This window comes from Enterobacter sp. DC4 (genome assembly GCF_000568095.1).
In the GTDB taxonomy this organism is placed as follows: Bacteria; Pseudomonadota; Gammaproteobacteria; order Enterobacterales; family Enterobacteriaceae; genus Enterobacter; species Enterobacter pseudoroggenkampii.
On record NZ_AZUB01000002.1, the window covers coordinates 369,061 to 393,520 of the forward strand.

24 protein-coding genes are annotated in these 24,460 nt (G+C 55.1%); all 24 read left to right on the forward strand.

All coding sequences use genetic code 11. The features are described 5' to 3' along the window. Window positions 1–50: 50 nt before the first annotated feature. The 24 genes from P349_RS25285 (at window position 51) to P349_RS16405 (ending at window position 24,426) form a co-directional block, all read left to right on the forward strand. Window positions 51–482, forward strand: coding sequence for a Rap1a/Tai family immunity protein (locus P349_RS25285; protein WP_032647686.1), 432 nt, complete (start codon window positions 51–53; stop codon window positions 480–482). Then, window positions 479–973 (forward strand): T6SS effector amidase Tae4 family protein, encoded by a 495-nt coding sequence (locus P349_RS16500; RefSeq protein WP_021240383.1) that lies wholly within the window; start codon window positions 479–481, stop codon window positions 971–973. The genes P349_RS25285 and P349_RS16500 overlap by 4 nt, the downstream gene beginning before the upstream one ends. Continuing rightward, the gene (locus P349_RS0124260; protein ID WP_081758192.1) at window positions 958–1,407 is read left to right on the forward strand and encodes a T6SS amidase immunity protein Tai4 family protein; all 450 of its coding nucleotides are present in this window, start codon (window positions 958–960) and stop codon (window positions 1,405–1,407) included. Before P349_RS16500 ends, P349_RS0124260 begins: the two co-directional genes overlap by 16 nt. A gap of 180 nt (window positions 1,408–1,587) precedes the next feature. Next, window positions 1,588–2,070, forward strand: a complete 483-nt coding sequence (locus tag P349_RS16495; RefSeq protein WP_008502640.1) for an Hcp family type VI secretion system effector — start codon at window positions 1,588–1,590, stop codon at window positions 2,068–2,070. A 67-nt stretch (window positions 2,071–2,137) separates the two neighbouring features. Continuing rightward, window positions 2,138–2,545: a putative T6SS immunity periplasmic lipoprotein gene (locus P349_RS16490; RefSeq protein ID WP_032647684.1), complete on the forward strand. Its 408-nt coding sequence runs from the start codon at window positions 2,138–2,140 to the stop codon at window positions 2,543–2,545. Window positions 2,546–2,628: 83 nt separating this feature from the next. Beyond that, complete coding sequence (gene tagH, locus P349_RS16485) at window positions 2,629–4,404, forward strand: type VI secretion system-associated FHA domain protein TagH (RefSeq protein ID WP_032647682.1); 1,776 nt, start codon at window positions 2,629–2,631, stop codon at window positions 4,402–4,404. Continuing rightward, window positions 4,401–5,198: a PP2C family protein-serine/threonine phosphatase gene (locus P349_RS16480; protein WP_008502637.1), complete on the forward strand. Its 798-nt coding sequence runs from the start codon at window positions 4,401–4,403 to the stop codon at window positions 5,196–5,198. The genes tagH and P349_RS16480 overlap by 4 nt, the downstream gene beginning before the upstream one ends. Window positions 5,199–5,214: 16 nt before the next feature. After that, complete coding sequence (locus tag P349_RS16475) at window positions 5,215–6,213, forward strand: hypothetical protein (RefSeq protein WP_032647680.1); 999 nt, start codon at window positions 5,215–5,217, stop codon at window positions 6,211–6,213. Between the two features lie 9 nt (window positions 6,214–6,222). Next, entirely contained in the window at window positions 6,223–7,035 is an 813-nt protein-coding gene (locus tag P349_RS16470) for a type VI secretion system accessory protein TagJ (RefSeq protein ID WP_024909841.1), read from the forward strand. Then, the gene (tssE, locus tag P349_RS16465) at window positions 7,028–7,591 is read left to right on the forward strand and encodes a type VI secretion system baseplate subunit TssE (RefSeq protein ID WP_032647678.1); all 564 of its coding nucleotides are present in this window, start codon (window positions 7,028–7,030) and stop codon (window positions 7,589–7,591) included. The genes P349_RS16470 and tssE overlap by 8 nt, the downstream gene beginning before the upstream one ends. A 2-nt stretch (window positions 7,592–7,593) precedes the next feature. Beyond that, window positions 7,594–9,465: a type VI secretion system baseplate subunit TssF gene (tssF, locus tag P349_RS16460; RefSeq protein WP_032647676.1), complete on the forward strand. Its 1,872-nt coding sequence runs from the start codon at window positions 7,594–7,596 to the stop codon at window positions 9,463–9,465. Continuing rightward, complete coding sequence (gene tssG, locus P349_RS16455; protein ID WP_032647674.1) at window positions 9,462–10,502, forward strand: type VI secretion system baseplate subunit TssG; 1,041 nt, start codon at window positions 9,462–9,464, stop codon at window positions 10,500–10,502. Before tssF ends, tssG begins: the two co-directional genes overlap by 4 nt. Window positions 10,503–10,536: 34 nt before the next feature. After that, complete coding sequence (gene tssH, locus P349_RS16450; protein ID WP_032647672.1) at window positions 10,537–13,152, forward strand: type VI secretion system ATPase TssH; 2,616 nt, start codon at window positions 10,537–10,539, stop codon at window positions 13,150–13,152. A gap of 24 nt (window positions 13,153–13,176) precedes the next feature. Next, the gene (locus P349_RS16445; RefSeq protein ID WP_032647670.1) at window positions 13,177–14,595 is read left to right on the forward strand and encodes a serine/threonine protein kinase; all 1,419 of its coding nucleotides are present in this window, start codon (window positions 13,177–13,179) and stop codon (window positions 14,593–14,595) included. A 230-nt stretch (window positions 14,596–14,825) separates the two neighbouring features. After that, window positions 14,826–15,236 carry a hypothetical protein gene (locus P349_RS16440; RefSeq protein ID WP_238550729.1) on the forward strand — a complete coding sequence of 137 codons (411 nt, stop codon included), beginning with the start codon at window positions 14,826–14,828 and terminating at the stop codon, window positions 15,234–15,236. Between the two features lie 64 nt (window positions 15,237–15,300). Then, window positions 15,301–17,229 carry a type VI secretion system Vgr family protein gene (locus P349_RS16435; RefSeq protein ID WP_032664073.1) on the forward strand — a complete coding sequence of 643 codons (1,929 nt, stop codon included), beginning with the start codon at window positions 15,301–15,303 and terminating at the stop codon, window positions 17,227–17,229. Between the two features lie 11 nt (window positions 17,230–17,240). Further along, complete coding sequence (locus P349_RS24965; protein ID WP_050597482.1) at window positions 17,241–18,035, forward strand: DcrB-related protein; 795 nt, start codon at window positions 17,241–17,243, stop codon at window positions 18,033–18,035. A 2-nt stretch (window positions 18,036–18,037) separates the two neighbouring features. Continuing rightward, window positions 18,038–19,300 carry a polymorphic toxin type 46 domain-containing protein gene (locus P349_RS16430; RefSeq protein ID WP_032647664.1) on the forward strand — a complete coding sequence of 421 codons (1,263 nt, stop codon included), beginning with the start codon at window positions 18,038–18,040 and terminating at the stop codon, window positions 19,298–19,300. Next, the gene (locus P349_RS16425) at window positions 19,293–19,673 is read left to right on the forward strand and encodes an immunity protein Tsi6 family protein (RefSeq protein WP_032647662.1); all 381 of its coding nucleotides are present in this window, start codon (window positions 19,293–19,295) and stop codon (window positions 19,671–19,673) included. Before P349_RS16430 ends, P349_RS16425 begins: the two co-directional genes overlap by 8 nt. A gap of 37 nt (window positions 19,674–19,710) precedes the next feature. Continuing rightward, window positions 19,711–20,811, forward strand: a complete 1,101-nt coding sequence (gene tri1 / locus P349_RS16420; protein ID WP_032647660.1) for an ADP-ribosylarginine hydrolase Tri1 — start codon at window positions 19,711–19,713, stop codon at window positions 20,809–20,811. A gap of 257 nt (window positions 20,812–21,068) precedes the next feature. Then, on the forward strand, window positions 21,069–21,416 hold the full coding sequence (locus P349_RS0124270) for an immunity protein Tsi6 family protein (protein WP_032647869.1): 348 nt from the start codon (window positions 21,069–21,071) through the stop codon (window positions 21,414–21,416). Between the two features lie 103 nt (window positions 21,417–21,519). Beyond that, window positions 21,520–21,954: a hypothetical protein gene (locus P349_RS16415; RefSeq protein ID WP_032647658.1), complete on the forward strand. Its 435-nt coding sequence runs from the start codon at window positions 21,520–21,522 to the stop codon at window positions 21,952–21,954. Window positions 21,955–22,013: 59 nt separating this feature from the next. Next, a complete protein-coding gene (locus P349_RS16410; protein WP_032647656.1) occupies window positions 22,014–23,936 on the forward strand; it encodes a type VI secretion system Vgr family protein in 1,923 nt (640 codons plus the stop codon). Continuing rightward, window positions 23,929–24,426: a hypothetical protein gene (locus P349_RS16405; RefSeq protein ID WP_238550728.1), complete on the forward strand. Its 498-nt coding sequence runs from the start codon at window positions 23,929–23,931 to the stop codon at window positions 24,424–24,426. Before P349_RS16410 ends, P349_RS16405 begins: the two co-directional genes overlap by 8 nt. Window positions 24,427–24,460 lie beyond the last annotated feature (34 nt).

The window sequence follows — 24,460 nt, forward strand, 5'->3', positions numbered from 1 at the left end:
ATTTGTGCGTACGAGCTTAACTTATTTCTGTCAGTGAATAAGGATATACAGTGAAATATATACTTTTGATCGCAACCAGTTTGCTGGCAGTTTCTACTCTGGCAAGCGCGGACGCTGGAAATTATAAATACCCTCAAGCGGAAGCATTGCCTCAAGATGACACATCAAACTTCCAACGCGATCCGACGTTGTTAACGGGATACGATTTAAATTTGAGTGCAGATCGTTTCGCTAAAGCCTGGCTGTCGAAAACGAATGAACGTGAACGCATCAAGGCAAATATGTATCTTCTCGGCGTAGTCGACGCGTCTGAGGGCACTGCATGGTGCAAGGGCAGGCCTTTTTTGCCAAATACGCTACATGAGTTTCTCTATTCTCGTTTTGCGAACTTATCGAAACAGCAAGGCGAGGAACGCGCTTCAAAAATCATCATTGACGGAATGAAAGAATTACGCCCGTGCAAAAAGGAGAGTGACAAATGAGACCATTATACGAACAACTAAAACGTCAGCATTACTCTTCAAATCATACCCGCGCGGGTTTTGCCTCGGGTGAACAGGTCTTCTCAGAAATTGGCTATGATTATTCAACGATTATCAAGCAGCAACCGGCATACGAAAATACCTGTGCGGTAAGAATGAGTCTGGCATTGTTAAAATGTAATGTTGAATTCACAGGGCGTTTACCCATAAAGTCGGGCCCCTATAAAGGAAAAACAATCGAACCCGGCGCAAAATTACTTGCGGATCAACTTTATAAATCCCATGTGTTTGGCAAGGCAGAAATCTTTACCGATCGCGAGGCGGGTGCGCGATCGATGTTGGGCCGAAAAGGCGTTGTTTTCTTCAATAAAATTGATGGGTATGGCGGTGGTCATATCGACCTTATCGAGCCTCTGAGTAATAATTCGTTTATATGTAACTCCGATTGCTTTCCGTACTGTCAGGAAATCTGGTTTTGGGAATTAAAATAGTTTCATCCAGGCAGCTAAAGACAGCATTTCTTTTGCTCGCTTGCTTATGTTTTTCTGCTCGCGGCGATAACCCATACGTTGATTTTTATCAGCAGCAAACATACCGGCAGGTAGTTAAAGATTTTGCCCTTGCGCGCTGCCTTGCGCAGGTGGCAGATAAAGGCAGCCAGTTTTCTGCTGACGCCGCTCGCACTGCGAGTGCATTCATTGAGTGGATACCTTTTGATGCTGAAAATGGCACTGAGAAAATGGATGCGCTCATTGGAAAATATAAAGATCACATTAACGGGTTTCATGCTGAGCGAAAGCCCGACGTAAAAGGTGTCACGTTAAATTGTCTGCGTCTTTATCATAGCGACGAACTGAATAAACTGGTTCCTCAGGTAATAGTTGGCGATCCTGACCGTAGCTGGATCCAGGATAACCCAGAGTAGTAAAAGACTTCACATTCTTTCCATTTATTCCGGGAGAATGTAAGACTGTCAAATGACACGGGTCATTTGATATGAGGCAGAGGTAAAATATGGACGGTTTTATTCAGCCCCATGCTTTCCTGTTTGCCATATAAGTGCTTTTTCGAAAGCAATATTGTTCATCCACGAAGAGTAGATATTATGGCTATTGATATGTTTCTGAAGGTCGAGGGTGTTACGGGCGAATCGAAAGATTCTAACCACACCGGCTGGACTGATATTACCTCCTTCTCCTGGGGCGCTTCCCAGCCAGGTAATATGAGCGTTGGCGGTGGCGGCGGTGCCGGTAAAGTTAACTTTAACGACCTGCACGTTAATGCGCTGATCGACAAATCCACCACCGCTATCCTGAAACACTGCGCCAGCGGTAAACACCTGACCAAAGTTGAGCTGTCCGTCTGTAAAGCCGGTGGCCAGCAGGTGGAATACTCCCGCATCACGCTGGAAGATGTGCTGGTAACTTCTGTTCAGTACACCGGTGCAGATAACGGCGATACCGTTGGTGTGACCTATGCATTCCAGGCTGCGAAAGTGAAACAGCAGTACTGGGAGCAGACCACGTCGGGTGGTAAAGGTGCTGAAAGCAGCGCTGGCTGGAACATCAAAGAAAACAAAGAAGCGTAATTGCGCATGTGGCCGGGGAGTTTTCCCCGGTCATTATCAACCTCAAGAGCCCTCAGGATTGGCGGGCATGATTATGCAAAAGTTATTCGGTGTGTTTGCAGTCACGTTAATGGTCAGCGCCTGTTTGTCTCATCCAGAACAATATCAGTCGCTTTCGGTTATGCTGAAAAATAATGAACCCTGCTTTGCTATCCCTGCTCATTCCGGGTTAGAAGCGCCGGTCACCAGCCATTCACCCACCATTATGAAACGAGTGGGAAATAAATGGAAAACGATATCGCCGCCGTCAACATATAGCCCTGTAGTGACGTTAAATACTCAGCAGTGCAAGCAGTGGCGTGGTATCGCATGGCAAACCGGCGAATATGATGTGGCACAGACAGTGTCGGCTAAAAACGATTTTGTTCGTTATGCCGCGCGATTCACTCTGGAAGAGAATGCGTCGGGCCAATTTACGATCTCTCAGACCGAATAGAATGTGTTATCACCCAAACGCCGCCGTTTTCAACCCCGAGAGCGGCAGCGTTTGAGCGCTAATCATACCAGCAGGAATACGCCATGCGATTCACGATTATTTCTACGAAACCCGGTCATCAGCCGCCGCAAAGCAGCTGTGATTTTTACGCCCCGGGCGGCACCATTGGGCGCGGTACGGATAACAATCTGGTATTGCCGGATAATGACCGCACCATCTCTCGACTGCAGGCCATTGTTCACGTGGACGCCCAGGGCGAATGCCGCGTGACCAACCGTGGCAGCGTCACCCGCGTGGTATTAAATGACATTCCGCTGGAGCGAGGGCGTCAGGTTGAACTGCAGGATGGCGACATTCTCGGTATTGATGACTACCGTATCGAAGTGACCGAACTGATCCACGATACCCAGCCCGTGAGCCGTATGGCGGCCAGCATGCATCAGCAGGCGCGTCCGACAGCCGCACCCGCGACCGCGCCAGCTCCTCAACCGAAACCGGCAAGTGCCGCACCGCGCGGGAAAGCCGAGCCGACCGCCGTGCCAACGGAGATCTGGGATAGCCTGATGCAGGAGTTCTCCATCTCCGACAGCATCTCCAGCAACCGTACAAAAACGCAGCCTGCTACATCGCACGATCCGTTCTCCCAGCCTGCGGCCCCGGAGCGTAACGCCGAAGATCCGCTGGCGATGTTCAACGACAGCGATCCAAAGCTCGAGCGTAAGCATGTCGATCCGGACACGCTGTTCAGTGACGAGGCGTTGTTCAAAAAAGAGAGTATTTTTGACGACCTCACCCCGTCAACGCTGGTGCCGCCGGGCGAGACGAGCCCCGTGAAGCCAGAAGAAGAGGCGACGGATGAGCTCGATCCGCTGGCCCTGTTTGGCGGTAAGGCCAGCGCACCAGCCGCGCGTAATGACGACCCGCTCGGGCTGATGGGCGGCGCGCCACTAACCCATCCGGATGACATTATTGCCGAGAAGCCTGCGCCAGTGCCGGAACCTGAACCTGAACAGGAAGAGGACGTGCTGGCCGATTCCCCGCTATTCGCCCCTGAGCCGCAGGAAGAACCGCGTGCTGAAGAAGAACCCGCGCGACCGGATTACGCAGGCTTCACCATGCCTACGCCGCAGGCCGTTGCGCGCAGCAGCGCGCAGGCCCCGAAGGGCCGCCTGCGCATCGACCCGGTCAATAACGCCGCCTCGCCAGCCGCCACGGCAAACAGCGGTGAGAAGGGCGAAGTGCTGCAGGGTGAGCTGCTGGAGGCACTGCTGGAGGGGATGGGGCTGAGCGAAATGCAGCCCGTCCCGCAGTTTGACCGTGAAAATATGCGTCAGCTGGGGCAGATCCTCGGCATGTTCTCTCAGGGGACCGTGGCGCTGCTCTCCTCGCGCTCCATCCTCAAGCGCGGCGTAAAAGCCGACATGACCATGGTGCTGGACGATGCCAACAATCCGTTCAAGCTGTTGCCGACCGGCAAAACTGTCCTGATCCAGATGTTTGGCACCCCAATGCCGGGCTTTATGCCGCCGACAAAATCGGTGCGCGACGCGCTGATCGATCTGCAGGCGCACCAGCTGGGCATGATCTCCGGCATCCGCGCCATTATCGCCGCGATGCTGCAGTCCTTTAACCCGGAACAGCTGGAAGAGCAGGCGAAGCAGAACGGGATGACCTCTCGTCTGGCGCTGCCGGGCAGCCGCAAAGCGGCCCTGTGGGACTACTTTGTTCGCAGCTATGGCGAGACGGCGGGCGAGATTGAGGATGACTTCCACACCCTGTTCGGCGAGGCCTTCCTTCATGCGTATGACATGGAGGTCAATCAGTACAAAGACTCACAGAGCGGATCGGAAGACAAATGAATATCGCAACGGCTTCTCTCTCCCGCCAGGGGACGCGCGCCAGCAACCAGGATCAGACGGGAGAAACCATAGGGGAACGTTCAGCCTGCTTTGTCGTCTGCGACGGCATCGCGGGGCTGCCGGGCGGCGAGGTGGCCGCAGCGCTGGCCCGCAATAGCATTATCTCCCGCTTCGATGGCGACAAACATCTTAATGCGCAGCACATCCGCGACTACGTGCAGACGGCGAATCGCACCATTCTCAGCGAACAGCAGGCCGTGCAGGACTATCGCCGGATGGGCACGACGCTGGTCAGCCTGTTCATTGACCGTGATTACGGGCTGGCCTACTGGGCGCACGCCGGAGACAGCCGCCTGTACCTGTTTCGCCGGGGATGGCTGTGGCATGTGACTACCGACCACAGCCTGGTGCAGCAGATGAAAGATGCCGGGCACCAGACCGACAACCTGAACAGCAACCTGCTCTATCTGGCGCTGGGGATTGAAAACGGCGGGCCGGAAGCGAGCTACAGCGATGTGGTGCAGGTTGAGGACGGCGATGCCTTTTTACTGTGCACCGACGGGTTCTGGCACGGCGTCAGCGAAGAGCAAATGAAGCAGTCGCTGCATATGGTCAATACGCCGCAGGAGTGGCTGACCTTAATGAACCAAATCATTCAAAAGAATGGCGAACAAGAGGGGAATGCTCAGGATAACTATACTGCCCTGGCGGTATGGATGGGCAACCCTCAGGACACCACTTTGCTGCACACCCTCTCTGACGCAGCACAATTTCTTCCCTGCGGAACTGATTAGACACACAAGGAACGATATGAAACTTTGGCTATCGGGTTTGGCACTTCTGGCGGCGACCTCCACCGCTCAGGCTGAAAATTTCCGCATCGTGCAGTCTCCTGCGCAGAAGCTGGATATCTGGATCGACAACATCAAAGACAACACGCCGCAGAGCTGGTGTAAGCCTGAGGTGGCGCTGCGCATTGTGGCAAACGGCAAGAAAGACGTCTCCGTGCTGGAGAACTTTGTGCCGCGTCTTGGCTCACTGCTGGAACACCAGTGCAGTAAAGTGAATAAGCTTAGCTGGACGCTCAACGATCCGGCGGGTACTACGCTGGCGCAGGGCACGGCTGGCAAAGCGCAGGACTGGGCGCTGGTGGTGAAACAGGAGCAGGCCGCACCTGCTGCGACCGTCACCGCAACCCCAGCCAGCGGCGCGTTACTGCCGCCAGACCAGAACGCTGCATCCCGCACTGTCGCGGCCGACCGCACGCCGTGGCAGGAATTCACCCTGCAGGACGGCTGCCACCTGCGCACCTTCTGGGAAGGTGGCGCTTCCGCTCCGGCGCTCTTTATTCCGGATTCTGACACCACCCGCTGCGGTAACGGCAGCTGGCTGAGCGGACACACCGTTGTGTCGCAGTCCCGCAACGGCGGACAGAAAGAGATGGCGGTGACCTACATCCATGGCTTCCCGGTGACCGGACTGAATCAAAGCGCCGACCCTGAAAACGCGCTGATCACCTCCGTCAACAAAGAGCGCATGGTATTCAGCACCCCAAACAGCGACCAGAGCTGGATGATCCTGCCTTACGACAATGCCCTGAACAGCTGGAAGAGCAACGGCACGGTCGCGGTGGAGATTTCCCGTGAAACCGCCAGCGATGATGCAAAGCTGCAGGCGCGTATCGCGGCGGTGAAAAAAACCTGGAGCGCCTGGGTGGCACCCGGCACTCCGCTGAATATCGTTCTGATTGACACCCTGCGTCCTCAGCTGCGCGATCCGGCCGTCGGCGCATGGCGCGCGGCGAATTAAGGAATGGCTATGAATACGCTCTATCAACACCTGGCGGGTGAGTCGCTCAACGACGCCCTCGCGCGCCTTGAAGCTGAAATCAAAGCCCGTCCGGCGGATGCCGACCTCCGCGCCGCGTTCGTGCAGTTTTTAACCCTCAGCGGCAACTGGACGCGCGCCCTGACCCAGCTGAAAAGCTGGCTGGCGCTGAAGCCGCAGGCGAAACCCACCGTCACGCTGCTGGAGCAGTCCATCCAGGGCGAGCTGCAGCGCGCGCAGGTGATGGCGGGACAGGCGCGTCCGGCCATGCCTGAAACCCAGTGGCCGTGGCTGACTACCCTTGCCGCGGCGCTGAGCGAGGAGGGCGAGCGCGCCCGGGCGTTGCGTCTTGAAGCGCTTGAACAGGCTCAGGCAAACCCTGGTCATATCGCCCTCGAAAATGAGGAGACGCAGGCTTTTGACTGGCTGATGGACGGCGACGCCCGTCTCGGCCCGGTCTGCGAAACCATCGTGAACGGCCGCTATTTCTGGCTGCCGTTTAGCGCTATCGCGGAGATCCGTTTCCAGGCACCCGCCAGCGTGACCGATCTGGTCTGGCGTCACGCCCTGGTGCGCCTGACGGACGGGACGGAGCAGGTGTGTCAGATCCCAGCGCGTTACCCGTTTGCAGACGACGCCTCTGATGCGGTCAAACTGGGGCGCACCACCGACTGGCACCCGCTCGATACTGACGGCACGTTGTATGAAGGCCAGGGCCAGAAGGCCTGGCTGAGCGAGCAAAGCGAAAGCCCGCTGCTGTCGCTCAGCCTCGTGACGTTTGCGACGGATGGAGCCGATGAGTAATCCCGCTGGCGAAGGCGATCTGCTACGCAGCGGCTGGCAAGCCCGCAGCAAGCAGGAGAAGGTGGGGGCGCGCGACAAAATGCAGCCCTCGCTGCTCGATCGCCTCACCGATAACGACCCGGAAAAAAAGCGCGAGTCGGCCAATAGCAATCTGATTACCCACGCCGCCCTGCGCCGCAATGTTCTGCGGGATCTGCAGTGGCTGTTTAATACCATCAACCACGATGCCTCCGGTGATTTGAGCTCGTTACCGCACGTGAGCCGCTCGGTGGTTAACTTCGGCGTCGCGCCGCTGGCCGGGAAAAGAATGTCGGACATCGAATGGCACGACATTCAGCGCAAGCTCACCGAGGCCATCATCAATTTTGAACCGCGCATTTTGCCGCAGGGGCTGCAGGTCCGCTGCGTGTCGGATACCTCCTCGCTGGATCTGCACAACGTGCTCTCCATCGAGATCAAAGGGCGTTTATGGTGTGTGCCTTACCCGCTGGAGTTTCTGTTTCGTACCGATGTCGATCTGGAAAACGGCCATTTTGAACTGAAAGATGCGGGGTAATCATGGAAAGTAAACTGCTCGAATACTACAACCGTGAGCTAGCCTACCTGCGCGAAATGGGGGCCGAGTTTGCCGAACGCTATCCTAAAGTCGCCGGGCGGCTGGGCATGCGCGGCATCGAGGTGGCGGACCCGTATACCGAACGTCTGATGGAGGGCTTCGCCTTCCTGACCTCCCGCGTGCAGATGAAAATGGACGCGGAGTTTCCGCGCTTCTCTCAGCGTCTGCTGGAGATGATTGCGCCGAACTATCTTGCGCCCACGCCGTCGATGGCGATCGCGGAGATTGAGCCCGACAGCAGCAGGGGTGACCTGAGCAAGGGCTTCATTGTGCCGCGCGGTACCATGATGGACAGCCTGGCGCTGAAAAAAACCGGCGTGACCTGCAGCTATACCACGGCGCACGAGGTCAACCTGCTGCCGCTGAAAATCGACAAGGTCGAGCTGGGCGGCGTGCCCGCCGATCTGCCGCTCGCGCAGCTGGGGCTGAGCCAGCGGGGGATCGGCAGCGCTCTGCGGATCCGCATCGCCTGCGACGGCCCGCAAAACTTCGGGCACCTGGATTTCGACCGTCTGGAATTTTTCCTCGGCGGTCCGGACATTGAAGCGCTGAAGCTGCTGGAGCTGGTGATGGAGCACCACGTTGGGATCGTCTGTCAGACGGTCGGCCCGCAGCCGCAGCGACAGCTGCTGGCGTCGGATGCGCTGCGCCAGGAGGGTTTTGAGCTTGACCAGGCGCTGCTTCCGGACGATCTGCGCAACTTTGACGGCTATCGCCTGCTGCAGGAGTATTTCGCCTTTCCGGCCCGTTTCCGCTTCATTAGCCTCAGCGGCCTGAGCACGCTTATCCAGCGCTGTGAAGACGAAAAAGCCTTCGATATCTTTATTCTGTTGGATAAGTCGGATGAACAGCTGGAGCGCGTGGTCGATGCCAGCCACCTGGCGCTGCACTGCACGCCGGTCATCAACCTGTTCCCAAAGGTCGCGGCGCGTCAGAAGCTGAATGAAGGCCAGCATGAATACCATCTGGTGGTCGATAACATTCGTCCGCTGGATTATGAAATTTACGCGGTCAAAAAAATCTATGGCAGCGCGGACGGCCAGCGTGATGACCAGACGTTTCGTCCGTTCTGGAGCACCTGGAGCGGCGATGCGGGCAACTACGGGGCCTATTTTTCCCTGCGCCGCGAACAGCGCGTGCTGTCCGAGCATGCCCTGCGCTACGGCACCCGTACCGGCTATATCGGCTCGGAGGTCTTTGTCTCGCTGGTGGATGAACAGCACGCCCCCTGGCAGGAAAACCTGCGCTATATCTCTGCCGAGGTGCTCTGCACCAGCCGCGATCTGCCGCTGATGCTGCAGCAGGAGCTCGGGCAGTTCATTATGGCCGATTCCATGCCGGTGAAATCCCTCACGCTGCGTAAAGGCCCGACGCCGCCGCGTCCGGCGCTGGCCGAAGGGTTCAGCACCTGGCGGCTCATCAGCCAGCTGCAGATGAACTACCTCAGCCTGATGGACAGCGAAAACGAAGAGGGCGCAGCCGCGCTGCGACAGCTGTTAGGGCTGTACGCCAACCTGGCAGAAACGCCCGTGGCGCGTCAGGTGGAAGGCGTTCGTCACTGCGTGCTGGAACCGGTTCACCGCCGCGTGCCTGAACCCGGCCCGGTCGTTTTCGCCCGCGGGATCGGTATTACCCTGACGGTGGATGAGCGAGCCTTTTCCGGCGCCAGTCCGTGGCTCTTCGGCAGCGTGATGGAGCGTCTCTTTGCCCGTCTGGTGTCGATCAACAGCTTTACGGAGTTCACCCTGAAAAGTCAGCAGCGCGGCGAGATTGGCTACTGGGAGCCGCGCATGGGTAAAAGGGCGCTGATATGAGTGACACCGCTGCACCGCTGCGCGTGCATCGCCTGACGAAGCTGCCGGATGCGTTCTGGCACGGGGTCCGCGAGACGCCCTGGCGCTACGATCTGTTTCAGCTGTTAAGGCGCATTGATGCCCAGGGCGGCGAGCGCTACCCGCTGGGCCGCGCGCCGCTGCCAAAATTTGAACCGCTGCGCATCGGCCAGCAGCCGTCGATGAGTTTTGCCCCGTCGACGCTGGCTCAGGTACGTCAGCGGGAGGAAAGCGGGCTGCATGAGGTGTCTATCCTCAGCTTCGGCCTGTTTGGCCCGAACGGCCCGCTGCCGGTCCACATGACCGAATACGCCCGCGAGCGTATTTATCATCATCAGGACACCAGCCTCAGCGCGTTTGCCGATCTGTTCCATCACCGCCTTGCGCTGCTGTTTTACCGCGCCTGGGCGGATGCGCAGCCCACCGTCTCGCTGGATCGCGCCGATAACAGGCGCATTGAAGGCTACCTGGCGTCGCTGATTGGCATGGGGCAGCCGGGTCAGATGAACAAAGGCAGCCTGAGTTCTCATGCCCGCTTTACCCACGCCGGGCACCTGACCCGTCACGGACGAGATCCGGAGGGGCTGGAGAAGATCCTGCGCAGTTATTTTAAAGCGCCGGTCAAACTGGTCAGCAATGTGCCGCAGTGGATGCCGCTTTCCACGCGCGAGCAGGCGCAGCTGGGAGCAGGGCGCCGCATGCCGCGCATGGGTGAGTCCGCCTTTCTCGGCGTCGCCGTCCGCGACGTGCAGCATAAGTTTCGCATCGACATTGGCCCGCTGAGCGCGGAGGAGTACAACCGTTTTCTGCCGGGGGAAGCGTGGGTCACCGAGCTGCGTGACTGGGTGCGTCAGTACGCCGGGGTGGAGTTTGAATGGGAAACACGGGTGATCCTGCGTGAAGACGCGGTGCAGGGCACCACGCTCGGCGGTGCCGGGCGATTAGGCTACAACACCTGGCTGGGCCTTCAGCCGCGGCCTGTCCCGCGTGGCGATCTGGTGTATTGCGCAGAGCGATAATTTTTCTAACGCATTGTTATCAATGGAACCGAACATGTCAGAAATAAGCCGTGCCGTGCTTTTCGGCAAACTGGATACGCTGTTATTTACCTCTCTGGAAAGCGCCACTGCGTTCTGCAAGCTGCGCGGCAACCCCTATGTTGAGCTGGTGCACTGGCTGCATCAGCTGATGCAGCAGCAGGATGGCGATCTGCAGCAGGTCATCCGCCACTTTGCTCTTGATGAACAGCAGCTGACGCGCGATATCGTTGCGGCGATGGATGTCCTTCCGCGCGGGGCGAGTTCCGTTTCCGATCTCTCCGAGCATATCGACAGCGCCGTGGAGCGCGCCTGGGTCTTCGGCTCGCTGAAGTTTGGCGTCAGCCGCATTCGCGGCGGCCATTTGCTGATCGGCATGCTGAAAACCTGGAATCTGGCCAACGTGCTGAAAAGCATCTCGTCGCAGTTCACCCGCCTTAACGTTGAGGTGCTGATTGAGCAGTTCGACGCTATTTGCGCCAACAGCAAAGAGACGCAGCAGGCCGCTGCCGCCGTCGATGCGCCGGCGGGTGCGGTACCGGCTGCGCAGGGGACGCTGGCCCAGTACGGCCAGGATCTGACCGCCCGCGCCCGCGACGGGAAGATTGACCCGGTTGTCGGGCGCGACGAGGAGATCCGCCAGATGGTCGATATCCTGATGCGTCGTCGCCAGAACAACCCGCTGCTGACCGGGGAAGCCGGGGTCGGCAAAACAGCGGTGGTGGAAGGTCTGGCGCTGCGTATCGCCGACGGCGACGTGCCGGAGCCGCTGCAGAACATTCAGCTGTGGCTGCTGGATATCGGCATGCTGCAGGCTGGCGCAGGCATGAAAGGCGAGTTCGAGGCCCGGTTGCAGGCGCTCATTAATGAAGTCCAGTCCAGCGCCACGCCGATTATTCTGTTTATCGATGAGATCCACACCCTGATTGGCGCAGGCGGCCAGCAGGGGACCGGCGATGCGGCAAACCTGCTGAAGCCCGCGCTGGCGCGCGGTCAGCTGCGCACCATCGGCGCCACCACCTGGGCGGAATACAAAAAGTACATCGAGAAAGACCCGGCGCTGACCCGTCGTTTCCAGACGGTGCAGGTTCACGAGCCGGACGAAGCGAAAGCCATTCTGATGCTGCGCAGCACCGTGTCGCCGCTGGAGACGCACCACCAGGTTCTGCTGCTCGACGAAGCGGTCAGCGCGGCGGTGAAGCTGTCGCATCGCTACATTCCGGCGCGTCAGCTGCCGGACAAAGCCGTTGCACTGCTCGACACCGCCTGCGCCCGCGTCGCGGTCAGCCAGAGCGCGCCGCCGGCGCAGCTGGAAGACTGCCTGCGCCATCTTGCCGCGCTGGACGTGGAAATTGAGATCGCAGAACGCGAGGCGCGCGTCGGTGCCGGAGACGCTGAGCGCGTAGCAACGTTACGCGCCGAACGCGACGCGTATGAGACAAAACGCGAAGCCCTGTCCCGGCGCTGGGAAGAAGAGCGCAGTCTGGTGCAGGAGATTATCCGCCTGCGCGCCGCGCTGTTCGCGGCGGGCGAAGAAGATACCGCTGAGCTGCGCGGCAAGCTGACGGAACAGCAGCAGGCGCTGAACGCCTTGCAGGGTGATGAACCGCTGCTGTTTGCGGCGGTGGATGAAAACGTGGTTGCCGCGGTGGTCTCTGACTGGACCGGGATCCCGCTGGGCCGGATGGTGAAAAACGAGATCGACGCGGTGCTCAACCTTGCCGACACGCTGAACCAGCGCGTTATCGGCCAGCGTCACGGTCTGGATCTGATTGCCCGCCGCGTGAAAACCTCACGGGCGAAGCTCGACGATCCCAACAAACCGGTGGGCGTCTTTATGTTGTGCGGCCCGTCCGGCGTCGGTAAAACCGAAACCGCGCTGGCGCTCGCGGAGTCGCTGTACGGCGGCGAGCAGAACGTTATCACCATCAACATGAGTGAGTTCCAGGAAGCACACACCGTCTCCACCTTAAAAGGTGCGCCTCCGGGATACGTAGGGTATGGTGAAGGCGGCGTGTTGACCGAGGCCGTGCGCCGCCGCCCGTACAGCGTGGTGCTGCTGGACGAAATTGAAAAAGCGCACCCGGACGTCCACGAAATCTTCTTCCAGGTCTTTGATAAAGGCTGGATGGAAGACGGCGAGGGGCGCCACATTGATTTCCGTAACACCATCATTATTCTGACGTCTAACGTCGGCACCGACCTGATTAGCGCCATGTGCGCCGATCCGGAGCTGGTGCCGGAGCCGGACGCCTTGAGCGGCGCGCTGCGCCAGCCGCTGCTGGAGGTCTTCCCGCCCGCGCTGCTGGGCCGTCTGCTGGTGGTGCCGTATTACCCGCTCAGCGACGAGATGCTGGGGCAGATTGTTCGCCTGCAGCTCAGGCGCATTCAGCGTCGTCTGGAAGAGAATCACAGCATTATTTCTGAGTTTGACGACAGCGTGGTGGAACAAATCGTTCAGCGCTGTACCGAGGTGGAGTCCGGCGGCCGCATGGTGGACGCTATTCTGACCAACACTCTGCTGCCTCAGATGAGCCAGATCTTACTTACCGCCAGCCGCAGCGACGAGCAGTACCGACGTCTGCACGTCACCTGCGAGCAGGGCGAGTTTCACTGTCAGTTTGCCGCGTAATAATCATCAAGAGAACTGTAAAAGATGACGGATAATGATAACAATCGGACTGTCCCAAACGCGCTCCCGGTCGGGTACCGCTTCAACGAGTTTGAAATCAAAGAGGTGATCGGCGGCGGCGGTTTTGGCATTGTCTATCGCGCGTGGGATCACCAGCTCGAACGCACTATCGCTATCAAAGAATTTATGCCTTCCTCGCTCGCCGTGCGCGGCGACGACATGACCCTGGTGCTGCGCAGCGAGCGCTTTGGCAAAGCGTTCTCCGCGGGCCTGAACAGCTTCATTCAGGAAGCGCGTCTGCTGGCGCGCTTTAACCACCCGAACCTGCTGCACGTCCTGCGTTTCTGGGTGCAAAACGACACGGCCTATATGGGGACGCTGTTTTACAGCGGCACCACGCTGTCGCGCCTGCGCGAAGAAAAGCCGGAGCTGATCAACGAAGTCTGGATCCGCCGCACGCTGCCGATGCTGTTCGGTGCGATCAAGACCATCCACGACGAAGGCTACCTGCACCGCGATATCTCTCTGGATAACATTCAGATCCAGGATAACGGCCTGCCGGTGCTGCTCGATTTCGGCTCCGCGCGACGCACCATCGGTAATCTCTCCGACGAAACGGAAACCATGCTGCGTCCGGGCTTTGCGCCGATTGAGCAATACACCGATGACAACGAAAGCGAGCAGGGCCCGTGGACGGATATTTACGCCCTCGGCGCGGTGCTGCGTACTCTGATTGTGGGGTCTCCGCCGCCGGTCAGCGTAGTGCGTTCTATTCAGGATACCTGCAAACCGCTGGTGGAAATCATGCCGCAGGGCTATTCCATTCCGCTGCTGCAGGCCATTGACCGCGCGCTGGCGCTGCACATGGAGGACCGTCCACAGTCCATCGACGAGTTCGCCGCGCTGATAGAGATGCCGGTCGCCGGGATTAACGACGTGCTGACGGCGAAAAAGCCCGGCACGATGCTGGTACCGGTGGAGGAGGAACAACCTGCTTCGCTACTCGACTGGCGCCGCTACAAGATCCCGGGCATGGTTGCCGCAGGGGCGCTGGTGGGTATTGTCGCCGGGGCGATGCTGTTCAGCGGCGGTAACGATACGCCTGAGCAGGCTGCACAGGCACCGGCAGAGACGCGTTCGACCGAAACCGCCGCGAACGCGCCAGACGTGAAGCCGGAAACGGCGAAGGTGAGCGAGCAGGCGACGGCGCAACAGACGCCACCGCCTGTCGCGAGCCCTGTTGCGTTGGTCTATATCCGCATCCTCGACGGCGAAACGCTAAAAGTGAACGGTGAGACAAAAGCGCTGCGTCCGGCGACCAACGGCTATGCATCGCTCAAGCTGCCAGCCGGTGAGGTGAAGATTGAACTGCAGGGCAACGGAAAAACGCGTGGCCAGACGCTGGATATTGCCAAGCCGGGCACCTGGCTGGTGAATCCGTAGGAATTTAAACAGGAGAGACTATGGAAGTGTACGATCTTCGAAGCCAGAGGCTTCATCCAGGGAATGCGAGAAGATTGTCTCTCCTGTTTATGCGTTTTGAATTTAATCCTAACCCGGAGAGTTGAGTTGAAGCCAACATGTGCCTCCCCATTTTTGTAAATAACAATATCGGGCGTACACAAGATAACCTCGCTCATTTAAATAGCAAATTATGGTGTTTCTGGGGAAGCATGGATCTTCTCGCAATATTGCTTTATTGCGTGAATTCAGTTCGCCACGACAGAATTCCATTCATTTCTGACGCAAAAGCAGTTAGTGATTCGTTGCATTATTATGCAGGTGATGGTTTCAGCATTTTGGTCATGCTTTTTTTTGTGCTTGACTTACTTTTATTACTCTCTTTGTTTACTTCGGCTTGGTTATTCTTCAAGCGAAAGATCGGAGCGATTAAATTTGCCCTTGCTCAGGAATTATTTCGCTTGATTTCATTCAGATGTTCGGTCTCATTTTTCCCTCTTTTGGTAAGTATGTTTGATATTTCAAACATCTGGTTGAATGTAGGCTTATATGTCACTTCAGAGTTACTGAAAATCTACTCTCTTGTTTTTTGGATGATCAAGAGGGAAAAGCCCCTTTCTTGAATGACGCTTTATCACAGATGCGAACCCCTTTTCTGCATCGCATAAGCTAGATGGAATAAAGATTATGCTCAACCGAATTACCGTTCAGCTCCCGGTGGAGGGGCTTCTGTTCTGGAAACTGACGGGCCGTGAGTCGATGTCCGAGTCGTTCGCGCTGACGCTGACCGTGCTCGGCACGGACGCGCGCATTGACCGCAGTAAGCTGCTGGGCCAGCCGGTCACGGTGACCATCCCGACGCAGAATCTGCTGACGTCCCGCTATATTAACGGCAAGATTACCCGCGTGGCGGTCAGCGCCGTTGAGCTGACGGGCACCCGCTATGCGGTGTACCAGCTGACGGTGGAGCCGGACCTGTGGCCGATGAAGCGCGACCGTAACCTGCGTATTTTCCAGGGGCAGACGGTGCCGCAGATTGTGAAAACCCTGCTCGGTGAGCATCAGGTCAACGTTGAGGACAAACTCACCGGCAGCTACCGGGTGTGGGACTACTGCGTGCAGTATCAGGAGTCGAGCCTGGACTTCATCAGCCGCCTGATGGAGCTGGAGGGGATTGCGTATCACTTCCGCCATGAGGCGGACAAGCACACCCTGGTGCTCACCGACGCCGCCACGCAGTACCAGCCGTTCAGCGGCTATGAGGTCATTCCGTACCACCAGACGCCGTCAGGCGGCAGTACGGATGAAGAGGGCATCAGCCAGTGGGCGCTGGAGGACAGCGTGACGCCGGGGATTTACAGCCTCGACGACTATGACTTCCGCAAGCCGAACGCGTGGCTGTTCCAGGCCCAGCAGAACCCGGCGTCGCCGAAGCCGGGCAGCATCGACGTGTACGACTGGCCGGGTCGCTTTGTGGACAAAGGGCACGGGGAGTTCTATGCCCGTATCCGTCAGGAGCGCTGGCAGGTGGAGCATCAGCAGATTCAGGCCACCGCGACGGCGGCGGGGATTGCGCCGGGGCACACCTTCACGTTAACCAACGCGCCGTTCTTCAGCGACAACGGTGAATATCTGGTGACGGCGGCGGGTTACCACCTCGAAGAAAACCGCTATGCCAGCGGCGAGGGGGAGACCATTCACCGCACCGATTTCACGGTCATCCCGTCGGCGGTGGTGTACCGTCCGGCGCAGAGCACGGCGTGGCCGCGCACCTACGGCCCGCAGACGGCGAAAGTGGTGGGGCCGAACGGGGAGAGTATCTGGACGGACAAATACGGCCGGGTGAAGGTGAAGTTCCACTGGGACCGTCTGGCGAAGGGCGATGACACCAGCTCCTGCTGGGTGCGCGTGTCGAGCGCGTGGGCGGGCCAGGGCTACGGCGGGGTGCAGATCCCGCGCGTGGGCGATGAGGTGGTGGTGGACTTCATTAACGGCGACCCGGACCGTCCGATTATCACCGGACGCGTGTACAACGACGCGAGCATGCCGCCGTGGGCGCTGCCGGCTGCGGCGACGCAGATGGGCTTTATGAGCCGCACGAAAGACGGTTCCGTGGACAACGCCAACGCCCTGCGGTTTGAGGATAAAGCGGGCGCAGAGCAGGTGTGGATCCAGGCCGAGCGCAATCTTGATATTAACGTCAAAAACGACGAAACACATTCTACTGAAAAAAATCGAACCCAGTTTGTTGGCGAAGATGAAACCTTACGGGTAGCGAAAAATCAGAAATCAGGGATTAAAGGCGATGTGGTATGCCTGACGGGGAACAGTCGAAACGATAAAGTCGTTAATAATTTTATACTTTCCGCAGGAAATACGCTGAGACTGGAATGTGGTGAAAGCGCCATCGAGCTATCAAAAGACGGCAGCGTCCATATCATTGGTAATAACTTTAACTTTACTGCGAAACAGAATGCGCAAATTAATACGCTTTCCGGCGAATTACACTTGAATCCTGATGAGGGACAAAATGTCATCGATCCGCCTGGCGCATCCCTTCAGGGTGAAATCCAGCAGGAAGTGGATAGTTTTTTTGTTATTAATGGCAATAAGTAAGAGTAACCCGAATGGCTGAATATATTCTTCAGGAAGCATCCCTTGCCTTACCCGATGTATTTAAAGACAGAACCATGAATTTATTTACCCTGAGTGATAACGGAGCCAGCGAGTTTACTTTTGTTGTTTCTCGTGCGAGTGCTAAAAACGAAGATAAAGTCCATGATGCGGCAACCCGTTTGGTACGTGAACTGGAAATTACGGTGCCCGACTTTCGTCTCGAATCCTCGCAGATGACCTCTGTTGATGGTCTCCCGGCGGTTGAGCTTTTTTATCAATTCAAAAATGATAATGCGATCATTTTCCAGAGGCAGACCGTTATTTTGCTCGCTGACCATCCTGCCGGGCAAAAAATGGTATGTTACATCGGCACATGCCCGGGTGAATTTAGCGATTATTATCATAATCAATATCAGGAAATTATCCGCAGTATTAAGTTCCACAAACCGACTCAGACTGAAACTAAAGAAATGCTCGCTGCCGACAGCCAGGGGCCATTTTTTGCGCTTGATAGTGAGAGTAAGGAATTGAGTGTCTTTGAAAACATTCAGGAACTGTATGGACATCTTTCGCTTCAGCGGGCGAAAGAGGGGCAATATTTGCTTTTTGAAAAGCAGGGTAAACCACTCAGTATTGCACCCGTTCCGGACAGCCAACCCCTTCGTTACGCGCTATGGACGACTTTCGCAGACAAATCGCATCACCTACTTTCACAGCTTTCCGTATGCCGCCAGGTGTCTGGTTCTGACCCCCTTGATACAGCCGACCGGATCCGTGAGTATCTGATGGCACAGCGAGCCGAATAGCCATGTCCGAATGTCAGGCTGCTCGCGTAGATGATGAGATTGCACATACAGCCTCAAAAGGCTGGATGATCGCAGGATTGGTGGGTGGGGCAATTCTGGGCGCAGCTGCCGTTGTCGTCACCGGAGGGACCGCGCTGATTGCTGTTTCTGCCGTTGCGGCCGGGGCCTGTGCTGCAGGTGGGTTGGGTGAGCTCCTCGGCAGTATGTCATGGGCTCCACGCCATACTACCGGTACGCTAAAAGAAGGTTCACCCAATGTTTTTATCAACAGCCGAAAGGCGATCCGCGCTCACCTGTCAGCCGGAGAGTGTGATGAGCACAGCGGTAGCCTGCAACGGGTTGCGGAAGGTTCGATAAAAGTTTACATCAACAACTTTCCCGCCTCTCGCACAGGCGATAAGTTGACTTGCAGCGCTGAGATTAGTCAGGGATCGCGAAATGTTATTATCGGTGGAAGCAAGGTTCAGACCGATGAAATAAGTCCTGAAATCCCGGAATGGGTGAACTGGACGATGCTCGCCGTTGGTGCCGGAGCCATGGCGGTGCTGGCCAGTCCGGCAATCGCACTTCTGAGTACCCTAGGTGCGATGGGCGGTGGGACTGTTGGTAGCTATGCGGGGGGAATGATGTTTGGCGAAGGCAGCGACGGTCAGAAATGGGGGATGCTGATCGGCTCCGTTATCGGCGGCGGGGCTGGCATGAAGGGTGGGGCAAGATTTGATGCGTGGCGGGCTGGTAAGCCTGTTCTCGAACCGGTTAAGCCAAATATCTCGGCCCGAAGAGCTGAACTTAATGAAAAATTTGGACGTACGGGCGATCTTAATAGAGATATTAATATCCGTGCAAATCAAAAAATTGTTGATGATTTTATGCGTTCTCAGGGTGTTGAAGAAAGTAAAATACCAGCTTATCGCAGCGGTATAGATCTTGAACAGAGAGTGACAATTGAAACAATCAATAAAGGGAAAATAGCTTATCAGAATCAATCCCCAGGGAATTGGCAAGGAAACTGGTATTCTCTTGACGAATCGACCCCTGCCACAAAACTTGGCATTAACCCAGAGGGACAGGTCAGGGATACGGGGTTAATTGTTCCTAAAGAAGTAAAAGCTTATCAAGCGCAACAAAAAGTAGAGATGCTTCGAAGTAGTGCCACACCAGCCTTGGACACCTGGTCTGTACCAGACAAACCTTTCCAGACAGAAGGCGGTGGGATACAATGGTTTACTACTAAGCGTGATATTTGGACTCCATATAATGAATAACATGACAGCTCTAAATTATGTTGAAAAAGCATTAACTTTAGCAGAAAAGAGATATGCTGAGGTAAAACATCTTAACCCCCACTCCCCACTTTTACAAATGTACGATTCTATTGTACAACAATTAATATTTCTACGAGATTTAATCGAAGGCAAGGAAAAGGATAAAGCAAAGTTATGGAAAATGACTTTCGGTATGTATGCAGCGAAGGAGTTTGATAATTCTGATGAGTTGTTTTTTGAAAGGTTGTCGGATGCCTGGTTTATTGTGGATCAAATACGTCGAGGGTTAAAGGTTAGGCTACCGCACGAGGTTGACACCAATTACGCAATAAAGCAACAAAACCTAAAGATGAAATATCCTGATGAGTTTTAGGATGCGATATTGAATGTAACTATATTTTAGATGATGGATGATAGATTTACATGCTAATTTGAATGCCCTGATAAAATATGTGGATAAATATCGCGAATACTTACCGATTAGCAATCCTTCCGTCCAGCGGAGGATGCAGTATACTTATGATAATAAACCCTTAGAATCACCCTCAAATAGTGATGTACAAAAACAATGGGACTTAACACCATCATGTAACATCTCCCTGGCTGAATCACGGGATCGTGCTGTCGGTGCGCTTATTGGTCTTGCTGTAGGAGATGCTGTAGGTACTACGCTTGAGTTTTTACCTCGAGACAAAGTACACGTCAACGATATGACAGGTGGTGGGCCATTTCGACTTCGCGCAGGCGAATGGACGGATGATACATCCATGGCATTATGTCTTGCGGAAACGCTTCTTGAGAAAGGTGATGCTGATACTATATGCTTCAGGAATAAGCTTCTGGAATGGTATCGGCATGGTTATAACAGTTCAAATGGCATCTGTTTTGATATAGGTAATACAACTCGCTTTGCTTTAGAGCAATATTTAACTGTTGGTCCTGGGTGGAGCGGTAATACAGCGCCAGAGACTGCAGGTAATGCTTCCATTATCAGACAAGCACCTGTCTCTATTTTTTTTAGAAAATCATTAAGCAAAGCGTTTTATGAAGCTAAAAAACAAAGTATCGCAACACACGGTGCCGCGGAAGCAATAAATAGTACACAGTATTTAAGTTATTTGCTTGTGCATATGATTAACGGTAGCAATAAAGATTTTGTTTTTTCTCCGCACGTCATGCCGCTTCAGCCACGTGTAATGATAATCAACGCGGGTGAGTATAAGCAAAAAACTCGCGATCAGATTCGTTCAAGTGGTTATGTTATCGATACGCTTGAGGCCGCGATGTGGTCCGTATGGAATACTGATAATTTCCGTGATGCCATTCTACTGGCAGCTAACCTTGCCGATGATGCTGACAGCGTTGCAGCGACGGCGGGACAAATCGCGGGGGCATTATATGGTTATTCCGGTATTCCGCAGGACTGGAAAGATAAACTCGTGCAACACGAACGTATCGCCACAATGGCAGGTGAGTTATACGATAGAGCACCTGAGGACAATTTATTATAATTGAATAATTCCTATGGCACGGCTATTGTAGCGTGCCATTCAGTTGAACAGAAAATGTTGTGTTAATGTGAAGTTATATGTGAGAAAAAACTCACCTAGCCAGCACTGAAAATATATTGAATTGCTCAGCAATAAAATACAACTGTTAGGTAATGTTGTTTTCTCGCACCTTATATTTTCGGTTAAAAAACGACCTCGCCAGCAAAAAGATGGAAGGATAGAGTATTTTTCAAGATGAAATCGGTGTAAGATTGCACATGAATAAAGAAAGCTATACCGGTCTGGATTACATTAATGATGCCATTGATATAATCAATCAACGATTGGAAATAAAACCTGATTTTTCACTATATGTTATGGTGAAGTGTCAGTTGGATTATATTAAATCTCTTTTAATCGGTGCTGAAAAAGATAAAAGTAAATTACATGCATTGAACTTAGGAGCACTCGCGTCCAAAGAATTTGATACAACAGATGCCGAACTTGCTGAACATTTATCTAATGCTAATTATATAGCTTCGCAGATGGGACAAGGATTAAAAATTATTCTTCCGCATGAACAAGATTTGGAGTATTTGAAAAGACAAAAAAGATATCGCAATTGATTAATTTTTTGTTTTTATATCTGATAAGATGTGAACATCCAGGTCCTGGTTGATTTGTTTTACTGTTTGTATGGTCACAAATAAAAATAGTGGAGAATGAAAGGTGAAATGGATTGGTTGTATATTTTTCATTTTCATCACTTTGGTTTATATCTGGAATGGAAAAGACTTATTCAGTAAAAAACAATGGTTCCTTGCTGGGTTGATGTTCGTTCTGGTGCTAGTGGTTACGGTTGTTATTGGTTTTACGTTGAAATGGCTCGCTCAGTCAATGTCATTATTCTCCGTCGCAACGGCGAAACAATATTCGATTATCTTTTCCATGTCTTTCCTGTGCGTATGGGGATTAAAAGTTACCGTTGTGCTGCTATGCACGATCTTTTCCGGGATTATAGGGGGGCAAAAAAAATACAATGCTGAAAATTATGAAGCAATATCGTCTATAACACGCGTCGTTGCGCCTGGCTTACTTATCGTTGCTAAAAGCGTAGTTTCCCTGGGTTGTGTCCTCATGTTTTCAGGTTTATGGCTTAAATAAGCACGATTTAAAAAATATCTCAATGAACACCGAGATTAGTCCATAGTGGAATAAAGATTATGCTCAACCGAATTACCGTTCAGCTCCCGGTGGAGGGGCTTCTGTTCTGGAAACTGACGGGCCGTGAGGCGATGTCCGAGTCGTTCGCGCTGACGCTGACCGTGCTCGGCACGGACGCACGCATTGACCGCAGTAAGCTGCTGGGCCAGCCGGTCACGGTGACCATCCCGACGCAGAATCTGCTGACGTCCCGCTATATTAACGGCAAGATTACCCGCGTGGCGGTCAGCGCCGTTGAGCTGACGGGCACCCGCTATGCGGTGTACCAGCTGACGGTGGAGCCGGACCTGTGGCCGATGAAGCGCGACCGTAACCTGCGTATTTTCCAGGGGCAGACGGTGCCGCAGATTGTGAAAACCCTGCTCGGTGAGCATCAGGTCAACGTTGAGGACAAACTCACCGGCAGCTACCGGGTGTGGGACTACTGCGTGCAGTATCAGGAGTCGAGCCTGGACTTCATCAGCCGCCTGATGGAGCTGGAGGGGATTGCGTATCACTTCCGCCATGAGGCGGACAAGCACACCCTGGTGCTCACCGACGCCGCCACGCAGTACCAGCCGTTCAGCGGCTATGAGGTCATTCCGTACCACCAGACGCCGTCAGGCGGCAGTACGGATGAAGAGGGCATCAGCCAGTGGGCGCTGGAGGACAGCGTGACGCCGGGGATTTACAGCCTCGACGACTATGACTTCCGCAAGCCGAACGCGTGGCTGTTCCAGGCCCAGCAGAACCCGGCGTCGCCGAAGCCGGGCAGCATCGACGTGTACGACTGGCCGGGTCGCTTTGTGGACAAAGGGCACGGGGAGTTCTATGCCCGTATCCGTCAGGAGCGCTGGCAGGTGGAGCATCAGCAGATTCAGGCCACCGCGACGGCGGCGGGGATTGCGCCGGGGCACACCTTCACGTTAACCAACGCGCCGTTCTTCAGCGACAACGGTGAATATCTGGTGACGGCGGCGGGTTACCACCTCGAAGAAAACCGCTATGCCAGCGGCGAGGGGGAGACCATTCACCGCACCGATTTCACGGTCATCCCGTCGGCGGTGGTGTACCGTCCGGCGCAGAGCACGGCGTGGCCGCGCACCTACGGCCCGCAGACGGCGAAAGTGGTGGGGCCGAACGGGGAGAGTATCTGGACGGACAAATACGGCCGGGTGAAGGTGAAGTTCCACTGGGACCGTCTGGCGAAGGGCGATGACACCAGCTCCTGCTGGGTGCGCGTGTCGAGCGCGTGGGCGGGCCAGGGCTACGGCGGGGTGCAGATCCCGCGCGTGGGCGATGAGGTGGTGGTGGACTTCATTAACGGCGACCCGGACCGTCCGATTATCACCGGACGCGTGTACAACGACGCGAGCATGCCGCCGTGGGCGCTGCCGGCTGCGGCGACGCAGATGGGCTTTATGAGCCGCACGAAAGACGGTTCCGTGGACAACGCCAACGCCCTGCGGTTTGAGGATAAAGCGGGTGCAGAGCAGGTGTGGATCCAGGCCGAGCGTAACATGGACACCAGCGTTAAAAATGATGAAACGCACAGCGTCGGCGGCGAGCGCAGCCATTACGTGAAGAAAAATGAACTGCATCGCGTGGAAGCGAACCAGACACAGGCCGTGAAAGGTGGCACCGAGATCCTGACGGGTAAAGGCAAGCTGGATGCGGCGGTGGAGCAGTATGTTATCGCTTCCGGGACGAAGCTGCGGCTGGTCTCCGGTGAGAGTGCCATTGAACTCAACGCGAACGGCAAGATTAACCTGATCGGCAAAGAGTTTAACTTCTTCGTGGAAGGGGATGGGTATATCACCACGGGCGGTAAGCTGCATCTGAATACCTCTGGTACAAAACCGGGCACCACGGCGCCGGGTTCTGGACATAAAGGGGATATTGATGCGGCGGTGCAGGCGAAATTTACGGCCAAAGATGAGTAAGGCAGGTGCGGTGCTTATCGCGTTACTAACGACGGGAATGGCTGGAGGAGATGCGCAGAAAAAGGATCTTTGGATGTTTATTTCCGGGATGAGTGCATCGCTTAAGACGTTATCCGTTACAACCCTTAGTAACGCGCCGTTATCGTTTAAGATGACCAGGCAAAATGAATATATCAATTTCTACAATGCCGACGATATCAAACTCGCTGATGGAACGAACATAACCGCAATTGGGTTACGTTTAAGCAAACAAAACGACGGCATGGCACCTTTACTGAATTTTTCACCTTCCTCAGGTCAATGTATAACGCTTGATACCGTTAAAAAGCGCTATCCGGAGCTGAGGTTAACTGATTATCCGCGCGGCCGTTCGGAGAACGAAGTAACCAGCTATACAGCCCGAAAAGATATGAATGGACAAAAAGTGAGCTTCAGTTTCACCGTGAAAAATCCTCACTGTCTGGGTTCAGTCGTCATTAGCGCCGACTAAGAAATACATGCACTCATGACCTGACGGTTTCTTC

Coding starts and splice junctions, on each gene's coding strand:
- P349_RS16425 (WP_032647662.1), top strand. CDS start 19,293: ATGAATAACATGACAGCTCTAAATTATGTTGAAAAAGCATTAACTTTA.
- P349_RS24965 (WP_050597482.1), top strand. CDS start 17,241: ATGGCTGAATATATTCTTCAGGAAGCATCCCTTGCCTTACCCGATGTA.
- P349_RS16405 (WP_238550728.1), top strand. CDS start 23,929: ATGAGTAAGGCAGGTGCGGTGCTTATCGCGTTACTAACGACGGGAATG.
- P349_RS16430 (WP_032647664.1), top strand. CDS start 18,038: ATGTCCGAATGTCAGGCTGCTCGCGTAGATGATGAGATTGCACATACA.
- P349_RS16470 (WP_024909841.1), top strand. CDS start 6,223: ATGAATACGCTCTATCAACACCTGGCGGGTGAGTCGCTCAACGACGCC.
- P349_RS16440 (WP_238550729.1), top strand. CDS start 14,826: ATGGATCTTCTCGCAATATTGCTTTATTGCGTGAATTCAGTTCGCCAC.
- tssH (WP_032647672.1), top strand. CDS start 10,537: ATGTCAGAAATAAGCCGTGCCGTGCTTTTCGGCAAACTGGATACGCTG.
- P349_RS0124270 (WP_032647869.1), top strand. CDS start 21,069: ATGAATAAAGAAAGCTATACCGGTCTGGATTACATTAATGATGCCATT.
- P349_RS16475 (WP_032647680.1), top strand. CDS start 5,215: ATGAAACTTTGGCTATCGGGTTTGGCACTTCTGGCGGCGACCTCCACC.
- tssF (WP_032647676.1), top strand. CDS start 7,594: ATGGAAAGTAAACTGCTCGAATACTACAACCGTGAGCTAGCCTACCTG.
- tri1 (WP_032647660.1), top strand. CDS start 19,711: ATGATAGATTTACATGCTAATTTGAATGCCCTGATAAAATATGTGGAT.
- P349_RS16490 (WP_032647684.1), top strand. CDS start 2,138: ATGATTATGCAAAAGTTATTCGGTGTGTTTGCAGTCACGTTAATGGTC.
- P349_RS16435 (WP_032664073.1), top strand. CDS start 15,301: ATGCTCAACCGAATTACCGTTCAGCTCCCGGTGGAGGGGCTTCTGTTC.
- tssG (WP_032647674.1), top strand. CDS start 9,462: ATGAGTGACACCGCTGCACCGCTGCGCGTGCATCGCCTGACGAAGCTG.
- P349_RS16445 (WP_032647670.1), top strand. CDS start 13,177: ATGACGGATAATGATAACAATCGGACTGTCCCAAACGCGCTCCCGGTC.
- P349_RS16495 (WP_008502640.1), top strand. CDS start 1,588: ATGGCTATTGATATGTTTCTGAAGGTCGAGGGTGTTACGGGCGAATCG.
- tagH (WP_032647682.1), top strand. CDS start 2,629: ATGCGATTCACGATTATTTCTACGAAACCCGGTCATCAGCCGCCGCAA.
- P349_RS16480 (WP_008502637.1), top strand. CDS start 4,401: ATGAATATCGCAACGGCTTCTCTCTCCCGCCAGGGGACGCGCGCCAGC.
- P349_RS16500 (WP_021240383.1), top strand. CDS start 479: ATGAGACCATTATACGAACAACTAAAACGTCAGCATTACTCTTCAAAT.
- P349_RS16410 (WP_032647656.1), top strand. CDS start 22,014: ATGCTCAACCGAATTACCGTTCAGCTCCCGGTGGAGGGGCTTCTGTTC.
- tssE (WP_032647678.1), top strand. CDS start 7,028: ATGAGTAATCCCGCTGGCGAAGGCGATCTGCTACGCAGCGGCTGGCAA.